This is a genomic window from Arthrobacter sp. NPDC058192 (assembly GCF_042883665.1).
Classification (GTDB): Bacteria; Actinomycetota; Actinomycetes; order Actinomycetales; family Micrococcaceae; genus Arthrobacter.
Genome location: NZ_JBHVVJ010000004.1, coordinates 21,844 through 46,942 on the forward strand (window position 1 = coordinate 21,844; position 25,099 = coordinate 46,942).

At 65.1% G+C, this 25,099-nt stretch carries 20 protein-coding genes; 14 read left to right on the forward strand and 6 right to left on the reverse strand.

Annotated elements, in window-relative coordinates; all coding sequences use genetic code 11:
* Positions 1-46: 46 nt before the first annotated feature.
* The 3 genes from ACFVVK_RS05240 to ACFVVK_RS05250 all read right to left on the reverse strand — a co-directional run bounded on the left by ACFVVK_RS05240 (position 47) and on the right by ACFVVK_RS05250 (position 3,042).
* Positions 47-1,537, reverse strand: a complete 1,491-nt coding sequence (locus ACFVVK_RS05240) for a hypothetical protein (protein WP_390264432.1) — start codon at positions 1,535-1,537, stop codon at positions 47-49.
* A gap of 202 nt (positions 1,538-1,739) precedes the next feature.
* Entirely contained in the window at positions 1,740-2,276 is a 537-nt protein-coding gene (locus ACFVVK_RS05245) for a DUF1697 domain-containing protein (RefSeq protein WP_390264435.1), read from the reverse strand.
* 46 nt (positions 2,277-2,322) lie between these two features.
* Positions 2,323-3,042, reverse strand: coding sequence for an IclR family transcriptional regulator (locus ACFVVK_RS05250; protein ID WP_026266447.1), 720 nt, complete (start codon positions 3,040-3,042; stop codon positions 2,323-2,325).
* A 124-nt stretch (positions 3,043-3,166) separates the two neighbouring features.
* Between ACFVVK_RS05250 and leuC the strand changes: the two genes are divergently transcribed.
* A complete protein-coding gene (gene leuC, locus ACFVVK_RS05255; protein WP_390264438.1) occupies positions 3,167-4,621 on the forward strand; it encodes a 3-isopropylmalate dehydratase large subunit in 1,455 nt (484 codons plus the stop codon).
* 11 nt (positions 4,622-4,632) lie between these two features.
* A complete protein-coding gene (leuD, locus tag ACFVVK_RS05260; RefSeq protein ID WP_390264441.1) occupies positions 4,633-5,235 on the forward strand; it encodes a 3-isopropylmalate dehydratase small subunit in 603 nt (200 codons plus the stop codon).
* 267 nt (positions 5,236-5,502) lie between these two features.
* On the opposite strand, the gene ACFVVK_RS05265 is transcribed toward leuD, so the two are convergent.
* Both ACFVVK_RS05265 and ACFVVK_RS05270 read right to left on the reverse strand, forming a co-directional pair.
* On the reverse strand, positions 5,503-7,098 hold the full coding sequence (locus ACFVVK_RS05265) for a DUF222 domain-containing protein (RefSeq protein WP_390265006.1): 1,596 nt from the start codon (positions 7,096-7,098) through the stop codon (positions 5,503-5,505).
* A 224-nt stretch (positions 7,099-7,322) separates the two neighbouring features.
* A complete protein-coding gene (locus tag ACFVVK_RS05270) occupies positions 7,323-9,278 on the reverse strand; it encodes a hypothetical protein (protein ID WP_390264444.1) in 1,956 nt (651 codons plus the stop codon).
* Positions 9,279-9,625: 347 nt separating this feature from the next.
* On the opposite strand from ACFVVK_RS05270, the gene murA reads away from it, so the two are divergent.
* From murA to ACFVVK_RS05290, 4 genes are read left to right on the forward strand one after another with little or no spacing between them, the layout of a single operon-like run.
* Positions 9,626-10,951 carry a UDP-N-acetylglucosamine 1-carboxyvinyltransferase gene (murA, locus tag ACFVVK_RS05275; RefSeq protein ID WP_390264447.1) on the forward strand — a complete coding sequence of 442 codons (1,326 nt, stop codon included), beginning with the start codon at positions 9,626-9,628 and terminating at the stop codon, positions 10,949-10,951.
* 10 nt (positions 10,952-10,961) lie between these two features.
* Positions 10,962-11,738 (forward strand): lysophospholipid acyltransferase family protein, encoded by a 777-nt coding sequence (locus ACFVVK_RS05280; protein WP_390264450.1) that lies wholly within the window; start codon positions 10,962-10,964, stop codon positions 11,736-11,738.
* On the forward strand, positions 11,735-12,787 hold the full coding sequence (locus ACFVVK_RS05285; protein WP_390264452.1) for an NAD(P)H-dependent glycerol-3-phosphate dehydrogenase: 1,053 nt from the start codon (positions 11,735-11,737) through the stop codon (positions 12,785-12,787). The genes ACFVVK_RS05280 and ACFVVK_RS05285 overlap by 4 nt, the downstream gene beginning before the upstream one ends.
* Before the next feature lie 17 nt (positions 12,788-12,804).
* Positions 12,805-13,935, forward strand: coding sequence for a D-alanine--D-alanine ligase family protein (locus ACFVVK_RS05290; RefSeq protein ID WP_390264455.1), 1,131 nt, complete (start codon positions 12,805-12,807; stop codon positions 13,933-13,935).
* A gap of 191 nt (positions 13,936-14,126) precedes the next feature.
* Here the strand turns inward: ACFVVK_RS05290 and ACFVVK_RS05295 are convergent, their stop codons facing one another.
* The gene (locus tag ACFVVK_RS05295) at positions 14,127-14,630 is read right to left on the reverse strand and encodes a DUF3515 family protein (RefSeq protein WP_390264457.1); all 504 of its coding nucleotides are present in this window, start codon (positions 14,628-14,630) and stop codon (positions 14,127-14,129) included.
* A gap of 169 nt (positions 14,631-14,799) precedes the next feature.
* Here ACFVVK_RS05295 and ACFVVK_RS05300 point away from each other — a divergent pair, with 169 nt between their 5' ends.
* From ACFVVK_RS05300 to ACFVVK_RS05335, 8 genes are all read left to right on the forward strand, one after another.
* Complete coding sequence (locus ACFVVK_RS05300; RefSeq protein ID WP_390264460.1) at positions 14,800-15,510, forward strand: hypothetical protein; 711 nt, start codon at positions 14,800-14,802, stop codon at positions 15,508-15,510.
* A 72-nt stretch (positions 15,511-15,582) separates the two neighbouring features.
* A complete protein-coding gene (locus tag ACFVVK_RS05305) occupies positions 15,583-16,782 on the forward strand; it encodes a glycosyltransferase family 4 protein (protein ID WP_390264463.1) in 1,200 nt (399 codons plus the stop codon).
* Positions 16,783-16,847: 65 nt separating this feature from the next.
* Complete coding sequence (locus tag ACFVVK_RS05310) at positions 16,848-18,530, forward strand: glycosyltransferase family 4 protein (protein WP_390264466.1); 1,683 nt, start codon at positions 16,848-16,850, stop codon at positions 18,528-18,530.
* Positions 18,530-19,417 (forward strand): ABC transporter permease, encoded by an 888-nt coding sequence (locus ACFVVK_RS05315; RefSeq protein WP_390264469.1) that lies wholly within the window; start codon positions 18,530-18,532, stop codon positions 19,415-19,417. The genes ACFVVK_RS05310 and ACFVVK_RS05315 overlap by 1 nt, the downstream gene beginning before the upstream one ends.
* Positions 19,404-20,291 carry an ABC transporter ATP-binding protein gene (locus ACFVVK_RS05320; RefSeq protein ID WP_390264472.1) on the forward strand — a complete coding sequence of 296 codons (888 nt, stop codon included), beginning with the start codon at positions 19,404-19,406 and terminating at the stop codon, positions 20,289-20,291. Before ACFVVK_RS05315 ends, ACFVVK_RS05320 begins: the two co-directional genes overlap by 14 nt.
* Positions 20,291-22,198 carry a glycosyltransferase gene (locus ACFVVK_RS05325; protein WP_390264474.1) on the forward strand — a complete coding sequence of 636 codons (1,908 nt, stop codon included), beginning with the start codon at positions 20,291-20,293 and terminating at the stop codon, positions 22,196-22,198. Before ACFVVK_RS05320 ends, ACFVVK_RS05325 begins: the two co-directional genes overlap by 1 nt.
* On the forward strand, positions 22,185-23,459 hold the full coding sequence (gene wecC, locus ACFVVK_RS05330; protein ID WP_390264477.1) for a UDP-N-acetyl-D-mannosamine dehydrogenase: 1,275 nt from the start codon (positions 22,185-22,187) through the stop codon (positions 23,457-23,459). Before ACFVVK_RS05325 ends, wecC begins: the two co-directional genes overlap by 14 nt.
* Before the next feature lie 207 nt (positions 23,460-23,666).
* Positions 23,667-25,010 carry a glycosyltransferase gene (locus ACFVVK_RS05335; protein ID WP_390264479.1) on the forward strand — a complete coding sequence of 448 codons (1,344 nt, stop codon included), beginning with the start codon at positions 23,667-23,669 and terminating at the stop codon, positions 25,008-25,010.
* Positions 25,011-25,099 lie beyond the last annotated feature (89 nt).

Below are 25,099 nucleotides of genomic sequence, written 5' to 3' on the forward strand. Positions count from 1 at the left end.
GCGATGCGGCAGCGGTGCACCGGCGCGGGCCCTTGGCCTGGTCCGGTCAGAGCGTGACCCAGGCGCCGGATCGCGCCAGCAGGCAGTTTCCGGTGGCCGTATCCGTCCAGCGCGAACCGTTCTTGAACACCACCGCCGTGTTCTTCATTCCGATGATGTCGGCGTGGAACTGCCGGGACGAGGCCGACGCCGAGACCGTATTGACGACGGAATCCTGGAATCGGAGCGCTACACGGTTGAACCCTGTCCAGGATCCCTCAACGGCGTATGCACCCTTGCCGGAGTAGAACCCGCCGGCCTTGGTGTCGGTGATGCTGACTGTGGCGTCGATCTCGAGGTTGTTGAAGTTGTTTGAGGCCCCGCCGGGCTGCCCGTTGGCGAGGTAGATTGCCCACCCTGTCGTCTGGTCGATGTTCGCGCCGTTGATCTTCACATGGGAGACGTCCCCCAGTTCGGAATCGATGAAGATGCCGTAGTTGTTGGCTTTCCGAAGGTCCGGGTCTGTGATCTGCAGGTGTGTCACGCCGCCGATCCGGATGCCGGAGTGCCCCGAATTTGGCTTGATCCGGTTGCGGACGATGGGACTGACGATCTTGACGTAGTTGGCCATTTGGATCAAGAACCCACACGTGTTCTGGTTCACGAGGCCGCAGTCTTCCGCAAGGCAGTTCAGGAGGAACAGGTTCTCGTTGTAGACGCCCACGGCGCGAAGGCTACCGAGCACCTTGAACCCGGTGCCTGTGCAGTTGACGGCGGAGCAGTTGTTGATCCACAGGTTCTTGATCTGTGCCGGGCCAGAGGTGCGGAAACCATGTTCGCCGGCATCGTGCACGGCGACGTTGTCAATGTGTATGTCCCCTGCCGGGTTGTTTGCTTCCAACAGGACGCCGTTGTGTCCGGGCGTGAAAATCGAGTTCGGGGAAGCACCCTGGATCCAGCCGCCGCCCAGGCGAAGGTGCGATACATCGCGAAAATGCGCGCCGCAGACGTAGGTGTGAATCTCGAGCCAATTGATCGTCAGGTTCGGAACTGTCTCGGCGAACAAGGCGTAGTCGAAGTTCTTGATCCGGACCCGGTCAATGGTGATGTAGCTGGAGCCGTTGATGTTCAGCCCATTGTCGCGGACGTTGCCGTTGCCTTGTCCGGGGAGGGTCGATTCGACATCCACAATGTCGATCCGGACGTCCGTCGCGTCCTGGATGGACAGGCCCGAGCCGCTGGCGCCGCCCAACGTCGTGATGAAGATGCCGCCAGTGACGGTCGTATTTGAGCCGATCCTGATTTGTGGGTTGCGGCCCGTCTGGGCACGCGCACGAAACCTTGCGCCATTGGTGTGCAGCCGAAGCCCCGCGGGAAGGACTAGCGCGGCGCCGAGGACCATGGTGAAGGTGGCCGGGATGGCCAGCGGGCAGCCAAGTGCGACCGCCGCGTTGGCCGCTGCCACCACAGCAGCCCGGTCATCCGTGGTTCCGTTGCCGGTCACACCGTAGTCCCGGGCGTTGATGAAAAGTTCGCCATTGCCGAGCGGGGGATCCAACGCCGTTCCGGCTTGACCCCGGACGGCCTGAATAATCTGAGGGGCGGCAACTAGTCCGAGACCTCCGGAAACAATGGCTGTTCTACGTGTCAAGGACATGACGCTCGGCCTTTCAACCGGTTGACAGCGTTACCCGACCATTGTGGACCAATGTGCTTTGGAAAAACCTAAGGTCGGGCACTGTTCGGCGGCTGCGAGGCAGTCAGGCGCTTGCAGCCGCATCGCGGACCTTAACCATGGTCCGGAGGTTGCGGGTGGTCGTCGCTGCCTTGTACTTGGCCTTGGCGGAGAGCTTGCTGAAGGGGCTGTCCAGCGTTCCGCCGGCGGGGGCGAGCCAGGCCAGGGCTTCGGGGCCCAGCCGGGTGAGCTCGGTCCCGTCCAGGGCGCTGCCGGCTTCGAAGAGTCCGGAGAGCGCAGACTCATCGGAGGCGAGGGTCAAATAGGTGTGAGTGGAAGCGTCGTCGGCCGGGTATGGGCACGCCTCGACGAGTGCCGCCACGCGGTCCGCGGTCAGGACCACCACCCACGCGTCATAGCCGAAGGCCTCCCGGAGGCAGGCCTCAAACTCCCGTTTGACGCCGGCAGGGTCCAGCTCGCTCGTCAGCACGACGTTGCCGCTGGCCAGCAGGGTCACCACGTTTGAGAAGGGCCGCGTCTTCAAGGCTTTTTTGAGATCGGCCATCTTGATGTTGATACCGCCCACATTGATGCCGCGCAGGAACACCGCATAGCTATTCATGGGCACAGCATACTCAGTCGTTGGTTTGCTTAGCCGTTCGTCTTGCCTAGTCGTTGGTTTTGCGGAGCGCCTCGGTAAGGACACGGCCGGCGTTGCAGACCACCTCGGCGTGCAGCCTCCCCGGCTGGCGGGTCAGGCGCTCGATCGGACCGGAAATGGACACGGCCGCAATCACCCGGCCGGAGGGGCCGCGGACGGGGGCCGAAACGGAGGCGACGCCCGGCTCGCGTTCGCCAAGGCTCTGGCCCCAGCCCCGACGTCGTACGCCCGCAAGGACGGTGGGAGTGAAACGGGCGGACTGAAGGCCTTCCAAGAGGCGGTCGTGGTCTTCCCAGGCCAGCAGCACCTGGGCGGCGGAACCGGCCTTCATGGAAAGCTGGGTGCCGACCGGAATGGTGTCGCGCAGGCCGATGGGCCGTTCCGCAGAGGCCACGCAGACGCGCCAGTCGCCCTGGCGGCGGAAAATCTGGGCGCTTTCACCGGTGGCGTCGCGCAGCTGCATGAGCACAGGGCCGGCGGAGGCGATGAGGCGGTCCTCACCCGCGGCGGAGGCCAGCTCCACCAGACGGCTGCCGAGGACGAACCGGCCCTGGATATCGCGGCTGACCAACCGGTGGTGCACAAGCGCGAGGGCCAGCCGGTGCACGGTGGGCCGAGCCAGCCCGGTGGCTGCGACCAGCTGCGCCAGGGTGGTGGGCCCGGCCTCAAGTGCGTCAAGCACATGAGCCGCTTTATCGATGACGCCGACGCCACTAGAATTGTCCATGTACTGATATTGACGTCTCATTATCTGAGATGCAAGTTGTTGCGCTGGCGTATTGCCTGACTCTGCTGGTTCAGTGGAAACAACAGCCCGCAGGGACGAATCACCGCAGTGAAGGGAGAAGGCCGTGGCAAAGACACTGGCCGAGAAAGTCTGGGACGCGCACGTGGTGCGCAAGGGGGACGGCGAAGGAGCCAACGCCCAGCCGGACCTCCTTTTTATCGACCTCCACCTGGTGCACGAGGTGACCTCGCCGCAGGCATTTGAAGGCCTGCGGCTGGCCGGCCGCAAGCTGCGCCGGCCGGACCTGACGATCGCCACCGAGGACCACAACACTCCCACGCTGGACATCGATAAGCCAATCGCCGATCTCACCAGCCGCACCCAGATTCAGACCCTGCGCAACAACTGCCAGGAGTTCGGCGTCCGCCTGCACTCGCTCGGCGACGCCGAACAGGGGATCGTGCACGTCGTGGGTCCCCAGCTGGGTCTCACGCAGCCCGGCATGACCGTGGTCTGCGGCGACTCGCACACCTCAACCCACGGCGCCTTCGGTGCGCTGGCCATGGGCATTGGCACCTCCGAGGTGGAGCATGTCATGGCCACCCAGACGCTGTCCCTGAAGCCGTTCAAGACCATGGCCATCAATGTCGAGGGCACGCTGCGTCCCGGCGTGAGCGCGAAGGACATCATCTTGGCTGTCATCGCCAAGATCGGCACGGGTGGCGGCCAGGGCTACGTGCTGGAATACCGGGGTTCCGCCATCCGCGCCCTGTCCATGGAAGCCCGGATGACGATCTGCAACATGTCCATCGAAGCCGGCGCCCGCGCCGGACTGGTGGCTCCGGACCAGACCACCTACGACTACATGCACGGCCGCCCGCACGCGCCCCAGGGCGCCGAGTGGGATGCCGCCGTCGAATACTGGAACACTCTGCGCACCGACGACGACGCGGTGTTCGACGTCGAGGTGGACCTCGACGCCGACACGCTGGAACCGTTCGTGACGTGGGGGACCAACCCCGGCCAGGGCGTGTCGCTGTCCGCGAACGTACCGTCGCCGGCTGATTTCGGCGACGAGAACGCCAAGGCCGCCGCCGAACGGGCCCTGCAGTACATGGACCTCAAGGCCGGCACGCCAATGAAGGACATCCGGGTGGACACGGTCTTCCTGGGCTCCTGCACCAACTCGCGGATCGAGGATCTCCGGGCCGCCGCGGACATCATCCGGGGCCGCGCCAAGGATCCGGCCGTGCGCATGCTGGTGGTTCCCGGCTCCGCCCGCGTCCGGCTCGAGGCAGAAGCAGAGGGACTGGACAAGGTCTTCAAGGACTTCGGGGCCGAGTGGCGTTTCGCCGGCTGCTCCATGTGCCTGGGCATGAACCCGGACCAGCTGGAACCCGGGGAGCGCTGCGCCTCCACATCCAACCGCAACTTTGAAGGACGCCAGGGCAAGGGCGGCCGAACCCACCTGGTTTCCCCGGTGGTGGCTGCAGCCACCGCCGTGCGCGGCACTCTGAGCTCGCCGTCGGACCTGGAGCCGGCCGCAGCCACCTCGCTTACCGGAACCGCAGCAGTCTAGGAGAACCCGCCATGGAAAAGTTCACCACCCACACCGGAATCGGTGTCCCGCTGCGCCAGAGCAACGTCGACACGGACCAGATCATCCCCGCCGTGTACCTCAAGCGCATCACCCGCACCGGCTTCGAGGACGCTCTCTTCGCAGCCTGGCGCAAAGACCCGTCGTTCATTCTGAACCAGGCTCCGTTCAACGCCGGCTCGGTCCTGGTGGCCGGGCCGGACTTCGGCACCGGCTCGTCCCGCGAACACGCCGTCTGGGCGCTGAAGGACTACGGCTTCAAGACGGTGCTGTCCTCCCGCTTCGCCGACATCTTCCGCGGCAACTCCGGCAAGCAGGGCCTGCTCGCCGCCGAGGTGGCGCAGGACGACATTGAGCTCATCTGGAAAGAGCTCGAGAACGCACCGGGTACCGAGGTCACGGTCGATCTCGTCTCCAAGACCGTGCAGTGCGGCAACCTTGTGGCGCCGTTCGAGATTGACGACTACACCCGCTGGCGCCTTCTGGAGGGCCTGGACGACATCGGGCTGACGCTTCAGCACGAAGAGGACATCACGGCATACGAGGCCACCCGGCCCTCCTTCAAGCCCAAGACGCTGCCGGCGCGGCTGTCCTAGGGTTCTGGCCGTCGTAGGGCGTTGAATGGCGAGTGCCGCTGTCGAGTTGTGAGACTCGACGGCGGCACTCGTGTTTGTGCGGGCCGGTCATTGGTTCCGTAGTTCGACGCATGTGGCCAGTTCTCGGAAACTGAAAGCGCAAGGAGTGCCGTCCCTCGGTGCGCTACCGTTCACCGATTCGCCGACGCTCCAAGACGGTGTGCTCTCGCCCTCGGGTGGAGAGAGGCTATCGAATCAGCCACCAGGGCGGTAAGCGGGATACCTGGATCAGGACATCAGCACGCCAACGGCAACGTGCTTGGTCTTTCGAACCTTCGTCGTTGCAAGGTGCCGGAGCCGTCGTCGCTGCGGGGACCGGGACAACGTTGCGCTTGCTAGCGGTGCCCCCCGAAGCGGTGTCCCCGGCAGCGGTGGTGCGGTGGAGCGGTATACGTGTCCGGTGGGGGTGCTGAGTTCGATGGTGTGCCTGGAGCCGGTGGTCGTCGCTGGCGGGGGCTGGGGTGCAGATACTGATTCCGGGCCGGCTGCGCCTTCGTGGTCTGTCCCGTGTGCGGTTGGTGTTTGGGCGTTCCAGCCGGGGGTTTCTTTGGTGTGGTTGCAGGCTTCGCAGAGTCCGGCGCCGTTGGTGGCGGTGGTTTTGCCGCCGGCGTGCCAGGGAATGATGTGGTCCAGGTGGCGGATGGGGGCGTCGCAGTAGGGGGTGCGGCAGGTGTCGTCGCGGGCTTCGATGAAGCGGCGGAGGCCGGGCGGGAAGATTCGGGCGCGGGAGTCCATGGCGGTGAGTTCGCCGGTGTGCGGGTGGGTGTAGAGCCGGCGGACCCAGAGGTTGAACGCGGCCTGGCCCGGGTCCGCGTCGGGCGGGGCCATACCGGGTGGGTCCGTGCCGGGCGGGGCTGTGCCCTGGTGGCCGGTGGGCGGTCGTGATCCGGATCCGGTTGGCCGGCGCCCGCCGGTGTGCGGGTCTGTCCCGGGACCGGCGCCTCCGCCGATGTCCGGTTCCGTGTGGTGTTCGGGTGGGGGTCCGGGGCGGCTGGTGTCGTTGGTTCCGGGGGCCGGGTTGGTTCCGGGGGCGGTGGTGAGGAGGGTTCGGGCCCATTGGGCGGGGACGGTGCCGTAGCCGGGGAGCCGGGCGGGTTCGGCGTCGGCCTGGAGCAGGGTGCGGTCGGTCATGACGACCTGGATTTCCACCCCGGTGATCCCGCCCGGGGTGCCGGTGGTGCGTTCGACCAGGGTGTCGGCCATGGCCTGGCCGCGGGTGCGGGGGTCCCCTCCGTTGCGGAGGGTGTCGGCGTGCCGGGTCAGGGCGGCCTGGACGGCGACGCCGGCGCTGACGGGCAGCAGCGCGGTGAGGTGGCACATGGTGTCGGGGGCGGGGCGGAGGCTGACGTGCCGTTCGGTGGCGGCGTGCGCGGCGCGCTGGGTGACGGAGCGGGGGTCGCGGCGGTAGGCGGCGGCGCGGGCCGCGGCCACAAGGGCGCGGTCGCCCATGCCTGAGAGGGTGCCGGTGTCGGGGGCGAGTTCGTCGTCGACGCCGGCCCGGTCCGCGGGGGACAGGCACGCGGTTTCGCGGACCAGGAGCGTGGCGCGCCATTCGTTGACCTGCCCGGTTTCCAGGGCGGCGAGGGTGTGGGGCATTTCGGTCACGAGGGCTTTGGCCAGGCCGAGGAGCCGGCCGCCCTTGGCGGGGGATTCGCGCCGGGCCAGGGCGATCTGCGCCGCGACGCCGGCGCCGAGGTCCGCCGCGGGCACCCCGGCGGCGGCCTGCCCGCGGCGCTGGGACAGGTCGAAGGCCACGGCGATCCGGGCCTGACGGGCGCCCAGGGCGGATTTCATGTCTTCCAGCTCCCGGAGCTCGTCAATCATCCCGACACAGTCAGTGGACAGCGGGACGGCGGTCAGCTGGGCGGTGACAGCCGCGAAGGACCCGCAACGGTGCGCGGCCGCGGAGCTTTCCGCGTCGTCGTGTCCTGTCTGAACCACGTCGGGCTCCTGCTTGCCGTCCATGAGTCAAGTGTCCCCGCGACCTACGACAGTAATGGGCGGGATGGTCTGGTCCGTGCGTCAGGCGCTTAGCGGAAACCCTGCCGCTAGCGGCCGGCGGGGGCTGTGGGGGCGGAAGTCTTGGAAGTGGTGGTGAATCCGGCCTTTTTGCCTGTCACGCGGACCGTGATCGTCTTTCCGGTGTCGCTGGCCGTGAGCTTGTAGCTCGGCAAACTGGCCCCGGTAATGGCGACCCCGGAGCGGTACCACTGGTAGGTGAGTGCCACCGGGGCCGGCGACCAGGCTGCCGGGACGACCGTGAGAGTGCTGCCGACCTTGGCGGTGCCCGACAAAGTGGGAGTGGGCGCCTTCAATGTGCCCGCAGTGACGGGGGCTGTGGGGGCGGAAGTCTTGGAAGTGGTGGTGAATCCGGCCTTTTTGCCTGTCACGCGGACCGTGATCGTCTTTCCCGTGTCGCTGGCCGTGAGCTTGTAGCTCGGCAAACTGGCCCCGGTAATGGCGACCCCGGAGCGGTGCCACTGGTAGGTGAGTGCCACCGGGGCCGGCGACCAGGCTGCCGGGACGACCGTGAGAGTGCTGCCGACCTTGGCGGTGCCCGACAAAGTGGGAGTGGGCGCCTTCAATGTGCCCGCAGTGACGGGGGCTGTGGGGGCGGAAGTCTTGGAAGTGGTGGTGAATCCGGCCTTTTTGCCTGTCACGCGGACCGTGATCGTCTTTCCGGTGTCGCTGGCCGTGAGCTTGTAGCTCGGCAAACTGGCGCCGGTAATGGCGACCCCGGAGCGGTACCACTGGTAGGTGAGTGCCACCGGGGCCGGCGACCAGGCTCCCGGGACGACCGTGAGAGTGCTGCCGACCTTGTCTGCCCCCGACACCGTCGGCGTGTGTGCTGCTGTGAGAACGGGCAGGGTTGCCGTGACATTGAGGCTGCCTAGCGTTTGGAAGCCTGTTGAAGTGTTGCCGAGGGTGTCGTCGAGCGGGAAGAGCGTGACCTTCCAGGTTCCGGTGGCGGAGCCTTTGGGGATGGTCATCGTGCGTTCCCAGGTGCCGTCCTTGGGGGTGCCGGAGACAAGTGTCATGGTGCCGAAGCCTTGGCTCTGCCCGGTGGCGTCGTGGCCCAGGGTCACGGCAGGTTCGTCGGCCCCGGTCCGGTCGGTCAAGCGCACAGTGACTTTGACGGTGGCCGGTCCCGTGGCGATATTCAGGGACGTGGGTGTGACGGTGGAACTGACCATGACGGGCCCGGTCACATCGGAGGGAGTGCCGGTTACGTTGAGCGTGGCGAGGGTTTGGAAGCCTGTTGAAGTGTTGCCGAGGGTGTCGTCGAGCGGGAAGAGCGTGACCTTCCAGGTTCCGGTGGCGGAGCCTTTGGGGATGGTCATGGTGCGTTCCCAGGTGCCGTCCTTGGGCGTGCCGGAGACCAGTGTCATGGTGCCGAAGCCTTGGCTCTGCCCGGTGGCGTCGTGGCCCAGGGTCACGGCAGGTTCGCTGGCCCCGGTCCGGTCGGTCAAGCGCACAGTGACTTTGACGGTGGCCGGTCCCGTGGCGATGTTCAGGGACGTGGGTGTGACGGTGGAACTGACCATGACGGGCCCGGTCACATCGGAGGGAGTGCCGGTTACGTTGAGCGTGGCGAGGGTTCGGAAGCCTGTCGAAGTGTTGCCGAGGGTGTCGTCGAGCGGGAAGAGCGTGACCTTCCAGGTTCCGGTGGCGGAGCCTTTGGGGATGGTCATCGTGCATTCCCAGGTGCCGTCCTTGGGGGTGCCGGAGACCAGTGTCATGGTGCCGAAGCCTTGGCTCTGCCCGGTGGCGTCGTGGCCCAGGGTCACGGCAGGTTCGCTGGCCCCGGTCCGGTCGGTCAGGCGCACAGTGACTTTGACGGTGGCCGGTCCCGTGGCGATATTCAGGGACGTGGGTGTGACGGTGGAACTGACCATGACAGGCCCTGTCATATCGGAGGCTGCGCTGGCGACAGGCGCCGTGACAAGCGAAAGGATGGTGAAGATCGCCAGACAAAAGGTTATGACGGCAGTTCTTGATTTCATGTTGGTGATCACCAACGGCCCCCAAGGGTCGTGCGGCCAATGGCCGCAGTGAATGGGTCCGCGAGCGGCGGACCTCGTGATTGTAGCCGGGCGCCACCCACAGCGGAGGATCCGGCACGCCTCCTGCGTCATTCCTTCACGCCGATGACATTGGGCCGGGGACAATGAGATGGGCAGCGACGTCGGCAACTCGGAGGCTCCTAGCAGGCGTTGCCGTGTTCATGCAGGCAGGGCACGTGTGAGGCCAACCGAACCGTTCCGTATTTCGGATCGGTAACGGATGCTCCTATGCTTAGCTGGAGCCTTTGTAAGGATTTGGGGGCGAGTAGTCGTGAGGAAACCGGTAAATGAGTAGTGTTCTGACAATCCGCGGAGGCGTCCCGCTAACTGGCCGCGTCACCGTTCGCGGGGCCAAGAATCTTGTCCCCAAAGCCATGGTTGCTGCCCTTCTGGGCAACGAGCCGTCCCTGTTGCGGAACGTCCCTGAAATCAAGGACGTCGAGGTTGTCACCAGCCTGCTCCAGCTCCACGGCGTCCGGGTTGACAAGGACCCCGTATCCGGCGATCTGACACTTGACCCCAAGAATGCCAAGACCGCGTCCAGCACGGCCATCGATGCCCACTCCGGCGATTCGCGTATCCCTATCCTGCTGTGCGGGCCGCTGATCCACGCGATCGGCGAGGCCTTCATCCCGGACCTCGGCGGCTGCAAGATCGGCGACCGCCCGATCGACTACCACCTGAATGTCCTGCGCCAGTTCGGTGCCGTGGTGGAAAAGCGCCCCGGGGGCATCCACATCTCCGCCCCCAACGGGCTCAAGGGCGCCAAGATTGCCCTGCCCTACCCGTCCGTCGGCGCCACCGAGCAGGTTCTGCTGAGCGCCACGCGCGCTGAAGGCATCACCGAGCTCACCGGGGCGGCAACAGAGCCGGAAATCGTGGACCTCATCGCGGTGCTGCAGAAGATGGGCGCGATCATCAGCGTCCAGACGGACCGCACCATCCGGATTGAAGGCGTTCAGCACCTCGGTGGGTACAACCACCGCGCCCTCTCGGACCGCAATGAATCGGCGTCCTGGGCGTCCGCGGCTCTTGTCACGCGCGGCGATATTTTCGTTGAAGGCGCCACGCAGCGCGACATGATGACGTTCCTCAACACCTACCGCAAGGTTGGCGGCGGCATGGACATCGGCGACGACGGCATCCGCTTCTACCACCGCGGCGGCAAGCTCAACCCGCTGGTCCTCGAAACGGACGTCCACCCCGGCTTCATGACGGACTGGCAGCAGCCCCTTATCGTCGCCCTGACCCAGGCAGAGGGTGTCTCGATCGTCCATGAAACTGTGTATGAAAACCGCTTCGGCTTCACCGATGCGCTGATCCGCATGGGTGCGAATATCCAGGTCCACCGGGAGTGCCTCGGCAGTGTGCCGTGCCGCTTTGGCCAGCGCAACTTCCTGCACTCCGCCGTGATCTCCGGACCGACGCAGCTCAAGGGCACCGACATCGATGTACCGGACCTGCGCGGCGGCTTCAGCCACCTGATTGCCGCACTGGCCGCCACCGGCACCTCCCGCGTCACGGGCATTGACATCATCAACCGTGGCTACGAGCGCTTCACGGAGAAGCTCGCAGGGCTCGGCGCCGATTTCGACATCACGTCGGCCAAGTAGCGGGGGCCTGGTGAAGGAATCGGCCAAGAGCCACGCCACCTTTGTGGCGGTCGCCGGGATCGTCCGGCCCGTGATGAATCTGCTGATGAACAAGAAGTGGGAAGGCCTGGAAAAGCTGCCCGCCGGAGGCTTCATCGCCGTGCCCAACCACTGCACGGAGATCGACCCGCTCGTGGTGGGGCACATGCTCTACAACCAGAAGCGGATGCCGCACTTCCTGGCCAAGGCTGGCCTTTTTAGAGTGCCGGTACTGGGCGCGGTTCTGAGGTCCACCAAGCAGATCCCGGTGGAACGCTCGACGACGGGGGCGAACCGGTCGCTGCAGCTCGCCAAAGAGATCGTGAGTGAAGGCGGCGCGATCATCATCTATCCCGAGGGGACCCTGACCCGGGACCCTGACCTGTGGCCGATGAAGGGGCACACCGGCGCCGCGCGAATGGCGCTGGAGAGTGGCATCCCCGTTGTGCCCATGGCCCACTGGGGTGCCCAGGAGGTCCTGCCCCGGTACGCCAAGCGCCTGTACGTTTTTCCGCGCAAGACGTCCCGCCTGGTGGTCGGCGATCCCGTGGACCTGAGCGCCTTCGAGGGCCGCCCGCTGGACCGGGCGACGCTGACCGGGGCCACGAATGTCATCATGGACGCCATTACCGGCCTCCTCGCCGGACTTCGCGGCGAACAGCCGCCCGCGGAGCGCTGGGATCCGGCGGCGCACAACCAGTCCACGCACGGACGCATCGTCGAGCGCGGCAACGTACTTAACGAGAATATTGGGGACAACACCGAATGACCGACACACTTGAACGGGGATCGTCTGCCACCACCGTCGCCGTCCTCGGGGCCGGGTCTTGGGGCACCACGTTCGCCAAGGTCGTCGCCGACGCCGCCACTGCCTCCGGGGTAGAACGGAACATTCGGCTCTGGGGCCGGCGTCCGGAAGTCGTGGACCAGATCAATAACGTCCACCTCAACGAGCAGTACCTCCAAGGCGTGAAGCTTCCCCCCAGCATCACCGCCTCCACGGACGTCACCGAGGTCCTGGCCGGCGCCGAACTGGTAATCCTCGCTGTGCCTGCGCAGACCCTGCGGCCGCAGCTGGAGGCCTGGAAGGAACATCTGGCGCCCGGCGCCGTCGTCGTGTCCCTCATGAAAGGCTTGGAACTCCACACCGATGCCCGCATGAGCGAGGTTATCTGCGCGGAGCTCGGCCTGCCCGGCGACCGCGTCGCCGTGGTTTCCGGGCCCAACCTGGCCATGGAGATCGCCCGGGAGGAACCGACGGCGTCCGTTGTGGCCTGCGCGGACCCGGTCACGGCCGGCTGGATCGCCCGCAGCTGCACCGCCCCTTACTTCCGCCCGTACACCACCACCGATGTGACCGGCGTCGAAATTGGCGGGATCGTCAAGAACGTCATCGCCCTTGCTGTCGGGATCTGCGAGGGCAAGAAGATGGGCGACAATACCAAGGCCTCGGTCATGACGCGTGGCTTGGCGGAGACGTCCCGGCTGACGCTCGCACTGGGCGGGGAAGCCCGAACGATGGCCGGACTGGCCGGACTGGGCGATCTTGTGGCCACCTGCTCCTCGCCGCTGTCCCGAAACCACACCGCCGGGCGGCTCCTCGGAAGTGGTCTGACCTTGGAACAGGTCACCGCTGAAATGAAACAAACTGCCGAAGGCATCAAATCCAGCCAGGCTGTCAACGAGCTCGCCGAAAGACTCGGCGTCGACATGCCAATCACGGCGGCCGTTGTGGCCGTGCTGGCAGGAAAATTGTCCGTAGACGAACTGGGTCCGCTGTTGCTGTCCCGGGACCTGAAACCCGAAGGCGACTACTGAGAGTGCCAGCGAACACCATGACAACAGAAGGCCGCGCAGGCCAGCCCAAACCCCGCGTTGCGGTGCTCTTCGGGGGGCGCTCCAGCGAACACGCGGTCAGCTGCGTGACCGCCGCCGGCGTCCTGAGCGCCATCGACAAGGACAAGTACGACGTCATCCCCATCGGCATCGCCAAGACCGGCCAATGGGTTCTGGCCTCGGCCGACACCAACGAATGGTCGCTCTCCGCTTCGTCGCTGCCGGAAGTGGCACCCTCCCCACAGACCGTGGCCCTGGCAGAAATCGGCGGTGAGCACCAGCTGATCGTCGCCTCTCCGAACCAGGTTCCCCAGGAGCTTGGCACCGTGGACGTCGTCTTCCCGCTGCTGCACGGTCCGTTCGGCGAGGACGGGACCATCCAGGGCCTCCTGGAGCTCTCCGACACGCGCTATGTGGGCGCCGGCGTGCTGGCGTCCGCAGTCGGCATGGACAAGCACTTCATGAAGGTGGTCTTCGAATCGGCCGGGCTGCACGTGGGGCCGTACATTGCCGTGACCGACCGGCAATGGCGCAACGACGCCGAGACTGTCCGCAAACGCGTGGACCAGCTCGGCTTCCCGGTGTTCGTCAAGCCGGCCCGGGCGGGCTCGTCGATGGGCATCTCCAAGGTGGATTCCCTCGAGGGCCTGGACGCGGCGATCGAGGCCGCCCGCGAGCACGATCCCAAGCTTGTCATCGAGGCTGGCATCATAGGCCGCGAGATCGAGTGCGCGGTACTGGAGGGACGGGGGACCGATGCTCCCCGCACGTCCATGCCGGGCGAGATTTCCGTAGCCGGCGGCGGGCATGAGTTCTACGACTTCAACGCCAAATACGTCGACGACGCCGCCGCGCTCAGTTGCCCGGCCGACCTCCCCGAAGAGGCCATCGCCCGGGTCCGGGAGCTGGCCGCCGTCGCGTTCGACGCCGTCGGCGCTGAGGGGCTGAGCCGGGTGGACTTCTTCTACACGCCAGAGGGCGAACTGATCATCAACGAAATCAACACCATGCCCGGGTTTACGCCCAAGAGCATGTACCCGCAGATGTGGAAGGCCTCTGGCCTGGATTATGCGGACCTGATCGACGAACTGATCCACCTCGCACTGCACCGGAAGATGGGCCTGCGCTAGTCCCCACCGGCACCCTAACCTCGCTCCGCTTCGGCCAGGGAACCCTGCCGGCGTGGGCCCACCACCTGCACCCTAACCTCGCTCCGCTTCGGCCAGGGAACCCTGCCGGCGTGGGCCCACCACCTGCACCCTAACCTTGCTCCGCTTCGGCCAGGGAACCCTGCCGGCGTGGGCCCACCACCGGCACCTGCCTACTTGCTGGTCGGCAGGTTCTGAAGGTCCTCCTGGCCCACGCAGTTCCGCGTCGCCTTGATTTTCAGCGCCGCGGGGGAAAGGTCCGCCAGCACGGTGGCGGAACTGATCTTGTCCGGATCCATCAGGATTTCGGTGGCCGGTTCCCGGCCGAACGTGGTCAGCGTCCACACGGGGCTGCCTTCCTTGATGACCCAATCAACGCCGTTGACGCTCACGCAGCGGTCCGTGGTGGGGCCCGGAACGTTGACGCCGCAGCGGAGGATCACCTGGGACGGATCGCCCCAAGCCGCCGTGGCCTGGGCATTGGTCTTCCGCAGCTTGGCGTCGCCGATGGCGTCCGGAAGGGCCAACATCATCGGTGCGCAGGCCGCATTGGCGGCATCCTTAGCAGGCGTGACGTCGACTGCCGGCGAGCACGCGGACAGGACAAGCGCCGCTGCGGCGGCCGCCGCCGCCGCGAGCGGCAGGCGCGCGGGAAGAAAGCGGCTAAAACGGAGCATCTATCCAGCTTAGCCCGGCCCGTGTGGCCCCGCGGCCGGAGGGGCCACGCCGGAAGCCACGGTGAACACGAGATGAACATCCTGATATCTGTCGTCGAGTACAATGGGAACTCGTGTAACTGTTTGGTTCTGCGGACAACGACGTCAGTGATGCCTACAATAAGCACGCTTGATCAATCTCGCACTGGGGGAGGGACTGTCGATGACGTCGCGCAGCCGAAAACTAAAGTCAGCACGCGCCGGGCTGGGAGCACTGCTCCTGGCGGCCTCCGTCATTGGCACGGCCACCGCCGCCAACGCCGAGGAAAGCTCTCCCGCTGCGCCTTCAACTGTGACGATCCCGACTATTCCGGCCCCCGGGCCAACCGATCCGGGGCCGACAGAGCCGACGACAGACCCGGCGCCGGTGGATCCGCCGAGCGAACCCGTTTACTCTCCGCCGCCTGTACAGATCACGCCCCCGCCCCCGCCTGTTCAGCAGCCGGCCCCGCCGGTCAAAGTCGTCCCGGCGCCTGCAGTACCGCCCGTCGTTCCCGCGGCGCCGGCGGCTCCGCAGGCAGTGACGCCCGCGCCCGTGGTTGAAACGACGCCAGCCATGGCGCCCGTAGTCCCGGCTCCCGTGCAGGAAGCCCCGTCGGCGACACCCACCCCCTCGGCCACCCCGACGCCGGTCACCTCTACGGCCCCTGCCGTCATCGCCACGCCCAGCGAGCCGCCCGTAATGGTGAAGTCCGAAGTTCAGGCCGCCGTTGCGGTAGCTACCGGCAGTCCGCTGGTCGTGCAACTGTTGGTTGCCTTGGGCCTCTTGGGCATTGGCCTTGCTTACTTCCGTTTCCTGGGCGGGAAGAGCCATAGCGTTACCGTCAAGACGGGAAAGTAAGTCGTAGCAATGCAAAGTGAAGTCGCTGCAAAATCCGCATCGCGGCCCGCGAAGACTGAAAGTCTGCGGGTCATGCTTTTGACCCATTCTTACTGGCCAGAGCAGAGCCCCCCGCAGCGGCGCTGGACAGCGATGATCAAGGAGTTTTCCCGATCGGGCTGGGACGTCGACGTCGTCACGCCGGTGGCGCACTATCCCTTCGGCCGGCGGGCCCTGCCCCGCCGGATGGCCGGGCGGCCATTTCAGCTCCAAAAGGGCCAATTCACCGAGAAGGTTCTGCGTGTGCCGTACCTGCGCCACGGCAACTCCAGGGCTGCACGACTCCTGGACCAGTGCTTTTCCGCCGCGTTGTCCATCCCGGCCGGATTCATGCTTCGGAAGCCTGACGTCGTAATCGTCACCGCGCCCGGGCTCCCGTCCTTGATTTCCGGGTATGTCCTGGCCAAGGTGCGCCGGGTGCCGCTCATCGTGGAGATGCGGGACGCTTGGCCGGATCTTGCCCGGGACGCCCGACTAGTTGAGGGAAGCGTCAAGAGCGTCGTTGAGCATGTGGTGGACTTCGTGCAGCACGGGGCCGACCTTGTGGTCACCGTGACGGACGGATTTGCCGCCACTCTCCGTGCGCGGGGCGTCCGCAATGTGGCTACTGTCAGCAACGGCGTGCACCTGGACGCAATCCCCGTCCTTGACCCGCCGGCAACGGAACGGCCGGTCTTCGAAGCCCTGTATCTGGGCAACCACGGAGAGAGCCAGCGGCTGGACGTAGCCATCCGGGCCAGCGCCCTGGTGGGGGACGCAATGCATCTACACATGGTCGGCCACGGCACGCAACGGCCGATGCTGGAAAAACTAGCCCGATCACTCAAGGCACCGGTGACTTTTCATGCGCCATTGACCGGGGATGCCATGCTGCAACGCTACGCGTCGGCTGACACCTGCCTGGTGTCCCTGCGCGATGACTGGACGTCCTTCGAAACCACTGTCCCGTCCAAGACTTATGAGGTCCTCGCCGTCGGCCGCCACGTGACCGCTGTTGTGAAGGGCGAGGCGGCACGTGTCGTTGCTGACGCCGAAGCCGGGGACATCGTGGCCAGTGATCCGGAGGCCCTTGCAGCACTATGGCGCGAACTCGCCGCCGACCGCGGGCGCCTGGTCCGCAACGGCGATAGCCGGCAGTGGGTCAAGACCCATGCCGAGTATGAGCAGCTCGCCGGACGTTACATGGAGCTCATCACCGGGCTTCTGGGCAGGACTCCCGTAGCCAACCGATGATCCAGCCCCTGAGAAATCTGCGGCTCGCTGCACAGACAGCGGGACAACACCTCACGGACGATCCGATGGTGCTTTTCCTGCAACTGTCCCGGCGTCTGCCGTCCGCCGTGGTACGTCCGCTTGCCCGCCTCACCGCCGCAGTCGCACCAAGCGGCTCTGTGGCCGTTCCCGTCTTGCTCGCATCGCTCATGCGTGGAGACGACGACGACGTCTCCCGCCGTCTGCGGCTCGCCGTCGACCGACACGTCACCGGGGAGAAGGCACGAAAGCTCGCAGACATCGCGCTCGTCGCTAACCGACCCGAACTCTCGGATGTTTTGCTATCCGCAGCAGGGAACGCGCCGGGCCTCAAGTCCGCTCGGGCCCGCAGGCTGTGGCATGACGGAAACCTCAGCTCCGCCGTCGCGGTCCTCGGAGATTGCGGCCCGGCGGGACGTCGCCAGCAGGAACGGCTGGCCGGCGAGTTGGCCGTCTACACGGGCTCGGCACCCCGGCTCAGCCGCCAGGAGTTCAGCCCTGTCCCCGGGCGGGTACTGCATCTGCTGACGAATTCGCTGCCCCACACCGCCAGCGGATACGCCCAGAGGTCACACTCGATCATGGTGGCCCAACAGGAAGCCGGGTGGGACGTGCTGGCCGTCACGCGGCTCGCGTATCCGGTGCAGGTGGGGAAGCTCCTGGCGCAGGCCGGTGACGTCGTGGACGGTATTCAATACCGGCGCCTCCTTCCGCCCCGGCTGGCACCCACGATGGATGCCCGCCTCCAGCAACAGGCCGAGGAATTGCTGAAGGTTGCGCTGGAATTTAGGCCCAGCGTCCTTCACACGACCACGCATTTCGTCAACGGACTCGTGGTGCGGGCTGTGGCGGAGGCACTGGACATTCCCTGGGTGTACGAGGTCCGCGGCCAGTTGGCAGACACGTGGGCCGCAACACGGGGCCCGCAGGCCACGGCCAGCGAAAAGTACCGGCTGTTTCAGGACCGGGAGACCGAAGTCATGCGGGACGCCGATTTGGTGGTGACGCTGGGGCACGCGATGAAAGCCAACATCGTCGCCGCGGGTATCCCCGGCGAGAAAATCATCATTGCACCCAACGCCGTCGGCGGAGCCTTCCTTCAGCAGCCGCGTTGTGCAGGCGACGCCCGCCGCGAACTCGGCCTGCCCGAGGACGGCTTCTACATCGGTACGGTCAGCAGCATTGTCGCGTATGAGGGCCTGGATGACCTCGTTCAAGCCTTTGCGCATCTTGCGCCGGAATTTCCCCAGCTGCGGCTGCTGATCGTGGGCGACGGCGTGGCCGCCCCCGCCCTTCAGGAGCAAGTGCGCAGCCATGGGCTGGCCGACAGGGCGATATTTACAGGGCGGGTACCGCGGGATCAGGCGCCGCTGTATCACCAAGCACTGGATGTGTTCGTGGTACCCCGGAAGGACCTGGATGTGACCCGCGCCGTGACTCCGCTGAAGCCCGTCGAGGCACTCGCGAGCTCACGACCGGTGGTGGGAAGCGACCTGCCCGCACTTCGGGAGATAATAGACGACGGCGGCAACGGACTTTTGGTTCCTGCCGCCTCACCTGAGAAGCTTGCACGCGCGATCTCGGCGTTGCTCCGCGATGAGAGCCGACGGGCAACAATGGGCCTCGCAGGCCGGGCCGCAGTTCTGGCCGAGAGGACCTGGGCTGCCAACGCCAAGACACTGGCCGCGCGTTACGCCGGGCTGCACCATGAACATGAGGAGATCGACTAGTGTCCGCTGATAGTGCAATAGACGAGGAGCCGGTGGCGGTACAGCCACTCTCCGTGGATATGCGGCGGCTGACTCGTGTCGGTTCGCGGCCCAATTTCCTGGACTATCTTGTTCAGCTCTGGGACTTCCGGCAATTCATTTTCTACGATGCCCGCGCCCGCGTTCAAAGCGGCACTAGGCGCGACCGCCTCGGCAGCGCATGGTTGCTGTTGAACCCGATCTTCAACGGGCTGACATACTTCCTGATTTTCGGGCTGTTGCTGAAGACCAGCAAGGGCATTGAGAACTTCGTGGGGTACCTGGTGGTGGGAATCTTCATCTTCCAGTTCAGCTCCGGGGCTATCACCTCCGGTGCACGCTCCATCCGAAACAACAAGTCCATTGTGCAGGCGTTCAACTTCCCGCGCGCCGCGCTGCCCATCGGGGCCAATGTCCGGGAACTGCTGTCAGCCGTTCCACTGGTCCTGGCGATGCTGCTGATCGTGGTGGTGCTGCCACCGGCGGAGGACATCACCTGGCTCTGGATCCTGGTTGTACCGGCCATACTTCTGCAGTCACTTTTCAACCTTGGTATCGGACTCATTCTTGCCCGGATTATTTCCCGGGTTCACGACGTCACCCACCTGCTTCCCTTCGTGATACGGGCCTGGATGTATGTTTCGGCCATCTTCTACACCTATGACCACTTCATCACCCATCCCCAGGTGCTTGCCCTTATCAAGCTCAACCCCTTGTTCAACGTGATCGATATTGTCCGGGACTGTGTTCTCTACGCCCGGGTGCCCCAGTGGCAGTCCTGGGCCATTCTCACCGCCTGGGCTTTAGGGGCTCTGGCTGTGGGAATGGTGTACTTCTGGAAGGGGGAGGAATCCTATGGACGCGGCTGAGCAGGAAATTTTCATCGAGGGACATCCGTGCGTCGTGGTAGATAGCGTGCGGATGCGCTATCGAGTCGCCTCGACCGCATCTTCGGATGCAGATCCCGATACGCCCAAGCCCCGGTTCCTGCGCCGCGCCGTCAACAAGCCCAACATGGTGACCGTGCACGCCCTGAACGAGCTCTCCCTGGTGGTGGAACGCGGTGAGTCGGTGGGGATCATCGGCAGAAACGGGTCCGGAAAGAGCACGCTCATGAAGATCATCAGCGGCCAGTCCAAACCAACATCCGGGGCGGTGTATGCCTCCAGCACACCGATCATGCTCGGCGTTAACGCGGCCCTCGTCCAGGACCTGTCCGGCGACCAGAATGTCGTGTTGGGGTGCCTTGCAATGGGCATGAGCCGGGCCGAGGTTGACCAGAAATTCAATAGCATTGTCGAACTGTCCGGACTTGAGAAGTCCATTCACCTGCCGATGAAGTCCTACTCTTCGGGCATGGCGTCACGTCTCCGTTTTGCGATCGCGGCGAGCGTCGATCCGGAGATTCTCCTGGTGGATGAGGCGCTCAATACCGGCGATGCGCAGTTTGGGGACCGCAGCAAGCGGCGGATGGACGAGCTCCGCGAGCAGGCGGGCTGTGTGTTCGTGGTCAGCCACAGCCTCGACACCATTAAGGACATGTGCACGCGAGTGGTCTGGCTGGACAAGGGTGACCTCATCATGGACGGCGACCCGGAGGTGGCCATCAAGGCCTATCAGGACTTCACCCGTCACCTGTCGAAGGGCAACAACATAACAGCAGCCAAGATCCTCGAGGACGCAAAGGCAAACCTGGTGGCCACCGAGGTCCGTGGCCGGTCCTCGCGACGGAGCCGAGGTTGATGGCGGGGCTCGGGACGATCCGGACAGGACTGTGGCATCTGCGGAGGGGCGGCCCGGCGCAGTACAGGTCATGGCGGGCCCGCCAGCGGATCGATCAGGGCTTCGCCGCACCCCGCAACGTGCAGGGCGTGCAAGCGGCCTGGACAGGACGCGGGGCCAAGCGGCGGCTGTCCCTGATGCCGGCCACGCTTCCCCAACAACAGCCAACCCGGCCAGACGTGCGCGCCGCGGTGATCCTCGACGACTTCTCTGCCCTCGCCTTCGGTTACGAGTGGACCACCAGCGCCGTACACCCGCACACCTGGCGCAGCGACCTGGCGTCCGGTGCCGTTGATCTCCTGTTCGTAGAGTCGGCCTGGGCCGGAAACGGCGGACTGTGGCGCGGCAAGCTGACCGGCCCCAACGGACCCAGCGACGAGTTCCGCGAGCTGGTCCAGTGGTGCCGGGAGCAGGGAATTCCCACAGTTTTCTGGAACAAGGAAGATCCTCCGCACTATGCGGACTTCCTGCCGGCCGCCCGGCTGTTTGACCATGTGTTCACGTCTGATTCCAGCCGCATACCGCAGTACACTGCGGATCTCGGGCATGATCGCGTCTCCGTGCTTCCGTTCGCGGCCCAGCCGGCAATCCACAACCCTGTCCGGCCCCGACACGGCCGGCACCAGCGGGACGTTGCCTTCGCCGGAATGTACTTTGCCCATAAATATCCCGAACGCCGTGCCCAGATGGACCTTCTCCTCGGTGGGGCGCTGGACGCGTCCGCCCGGATGGGGACGGGGCTGGAAATATTCTCGCGCCAGCTTGGCGGTAACGCCGAGTACCAGTTCCCCGCACCGCTTGACTCGCGCGTGGTCGGATCGCTGACGTATGCCCAGACACTATCCGCCTACAAGGCCTACAAGGTTTTCCTCAACGTCAATTCCGTCGTGGATTCGCCAAGCATGTGCGCCCGGCGCATCTTTGAAATCTCGGCGTCCGGGACGCCCGTGATCACCGCGCCCAGTGAGGCCATGGGCCAGTTCTTCACGCCCGCGGCCGTGCCTGTGGCCGCCACCCGCAAGGAAGCCGAGCACCTCACACGCGCCCTGGTTACCAATCCGGAACTGAACGACCGGACCGCCCATCTGGCGCAACGGACGATCTGGGCGCACCACACTTACTCCCATCGGGCAGCCACCGTGCTGCAGCACGCCGTTCCGGACATGGCCGCGGGCGTGGAACAACCGTCCCTGTCCGTTCTGTTGCCGACCATCCGGCCCCAGAACCTGGAGCGTGTCTTCCGGACCATCGCCGGACAGCGGGGCGTGGAGCCAGAACTGGTGCTGCTCACTCATGGCTTCCAGCTCTCCGCCGAACGCTTGTCAGAGCTGTCCGAAAAGTCCGGGCTGAGGAACGTCGTGCTCCTGGAGGCACCTCGGGAAGTGTCGCTGGGGGAGTGCCTGAACCGGTGCGTCGCCGCGGCCAGCGGGCAGGTCCTCACCAAGATGGACGACGACGACCACTACGGCCCGCACTATCTCAGCGACCAGCTCCAGGCACTGGCCTACTCGGGCGCGGACGTCGTCGGCAAGCAGGCACACTACATGCACCTTGAGACCTCCAATGCAGCCATTCTTCGATTTGCGGCCCGGGAACATCGGTTTACCGACTTCGTGATGGGGCCGACTATTATGGGTCGCCGGGACGTCTTCACTGAACACCCCTTCCAGCACGTTGCCGTCGGCGAGGACACCGGATTCCTCCGCGATGCCCGCGGTGCCGGGAAAACCATCTACTCGGCGGACCGCTTCAACTATTTCCAGGTCCGCACTGGAAACGGACACACCTGGCAGGTTGATGATGCGGAACTGCTCGCGTCAGGTGACCTCAAGTTCTACGGAAAGCTGAATGATCATGTCGACATCTAAGACCGCCGAGACGGCACCCCCGATCACGACCGTCGCCGTCGTCGGATTGGGTTATATCGGATTGCCCACGGCCGCCATCCTGGCGACGAACGGGCTCGACGTGATCGGCGTCGACGTTAATCCACGCACGGTGGCCGCCATCAACAACGGCGACGTGCCCTTCGTGGAACCCGACTTGGGGGTCCACGTCGCCGGCGCCGTCAGCCAGGGCCGGCTCCGGGCGCAGCTCGAAACGCCCGCAGCGGATGCCTACATTGTGGCTGTGCCCACGCCGTTCCAGGCGGACAAGTCGGCCGACATGTCCTATATTGCTGCCGCAGCCCGGGCCATTGCGCCCAAGCTGCGTGGCGGCGAGCTGGTAATCCTGGAATCCACCTCGCCGCCCGGCAGCACGCGTCGGCTCGCCGAGCTGATTCTGGGGCTGCGTCCGGACCTCAGCCTTGACGGTGCGGACGGCAAGCCGGTGCTGCTGGTGGCGCATTGCCCGGAAAGGGTGCTGCCGGGCCGGATCATGATCGAGCTCGTCACCAATGACCGCGTGGTGGGCGGTCTCACCACTGAGGCCGCGGAGGCCGCCGCTGCTCTTTATGCAGTGTTCTGCCAGGGTGAGATCCACCTCACTGACGCGGCAACGGCAGAGATGTCCAAGCTCGTCGAGAACGCCTACCGCGACGTCAACATTGCGTTTGCGAACGAACTGTCTGTAATCAGCGACAACCTGGACATCGACGTGTGGGAACTGATCCGGTTGGCGAACCATCACCCCCGGGTCAACATTCTCCAGCCCGGTCCGGGAGTCGGCGGCCACTGCATCGCCGTCGATCCGTGGTTCATCGTTGCCGCCGATCCCGAAAATTCGTCCCTCATCCGGACCGCGCGTGAGGTCAACGACAGTAAGCCCGGCTACATTGTGGAGCAGGTGCGGAAGGCAGCCAGCGGCATCGACCGTCCGGTGATTGCCTGCCTGGGCCTCGCGTTCAAAGCCAACATCGACGACGTCCGGGAATCCCCGGCGCTGGAGATCGTCGGACGCGTCGCTGAGCTGCATCCGGATGCTGAAATTCTCGTGGCGGCACCGCACAAGGACCACCTGCCAAAGGTGCTGGCCGCGATGCCGAACGTCCGTCACGTGGAGACGGACAAAGCGGTTGAGGCCGCCGATGTAGTGGCGTTGCTGGTCGACCACGACAAATTCCGTGAGATTGATCCCGCCAGCCTCGAAGGTAAGCGGGTCATCGACACCCGCGGTTTCTGGCGCTGAGAAACAGGCAGAATTGACTGACAGCGGTGGACCGGGCGGTCTGCCTTGCATAAAAATGAGGACAAGTTGAACTCTGATCCAACAGGCAGGCTGCTTCCGGCCGGTAGGCAGCTCGCGGTTACGTGGGGGATACCGGCGAACTTCGGTGGAATGACCAGCGCCCTCCTTCGGCGTTCGAGGGCCTTTGTCCGCGAAGCCGGGGTACCTGTGGACGTCCTGACCTTCGAGTACGACGCCGGGCTCGATCGCGTCCGGCGGGAGTTGCAAACTTCCGGCCAGATGGTTTCCGGTATGCGCCTGCGAAACCTCTGGGAAGAGCTGTCCACCCTGCCGGAACAAGCGCTGTCCACCGTTAGCGGAGACAAAAACATTACGGGGACTTTCACTCCCATCCCCGTAGACGAGCAGCAGTCCGAGGAAATCGCGAAGGGGTCACTGGGGCGTCGTGTGCGCCTGGATGCAGCGTCGGACAAAACCCTTCAAGTGGACTACTTCCGGCCCGACGGGAGTCTGTTCGTGTCGGATCAGCGGGACATCCACGAACGGGGCACAGAGGGCGGCCGGTTGATCACCCTTTGTGACCTTGAGGGAGAACCCGTTGCCGCCTGGAACAGGATATGGCCCCTCTATTTGTTTTGGTTGGACACTGTTGTGGGCAGCCAGGAAACCTTCATGATTGTCGACAGCAAGTCGTCGGCCAACTTCATCACGCGATTCCGCCGGGACAACGTGGTGACCCTGCACCTTGTACACAATTCCCACATGGCATCGGGCCACGTTCCCCCACACGGTGAGCTCAGCAACGTCCGCCGTTACGTTTTCGAACGGCTGGATACTTATGACGGGATAGTACTCCTGACCAAGCGTCAAAAAGACGATGTTGACTTGGTCTTCGGGAACCCCGGCAACACCTTCGTCGTACCGAACAGCACTGAGCTCCCTGAGAGCCTGCCTACGTCGACCGACCGTCCCCTGACCCGTGGAGTGATGCTGGCAGGTCTTACGTACCGCAAGCGGGTGGACCACGCGATTAGGGGAATCGGCAAGGCAAACGCCCTAGCCGGAGCGCCATTCGACCTCACCATCTACGGACACGGGCCGGCCCGGGAACAATTGGAGGCGCTCGTTTCCAAGCTTGGCTTGAGCGACAGCGTTCACCTCGGGGGCTTCGACAGCGAGCCCAGGGAGCGACTCTCCGAGGCTTCCTTCGTCCTCCTAACAAGCCGGATGGAAGGTCTTCCCCTGGTGCTTCTGGAAGCGATGAGCCTCGGCTGCATTCCAATCGCCTACGACATGCCTTATGGGCCGGCCGACATCATCGTTGACGGCGTGAATGGCTATCTGGTCGAGGCGGGGGACATTGAAGGCTTGGCCGAGTCGATCGTCCGGCTGGGCGCCCTCTCGACTGACGACGTCGAGTCCATGAGGCAGGCCGCCAGGGCTACTGCGGAGCGCTTCGACGACCGATCAGTGACAACCCAATGGGGTCGCGTGATGTCGCTGACTGCCGACCGGAAACTTGACCAGATGGCGCAGTCCTTCTCCTCTTAGATTCAAGAGCAAGGAAACAAGGGACCCGTGGTTCTGTTGGGTCGGCTCACATGCAGTGACGTCCGACCGAACAGAACCACGGGTCCCTG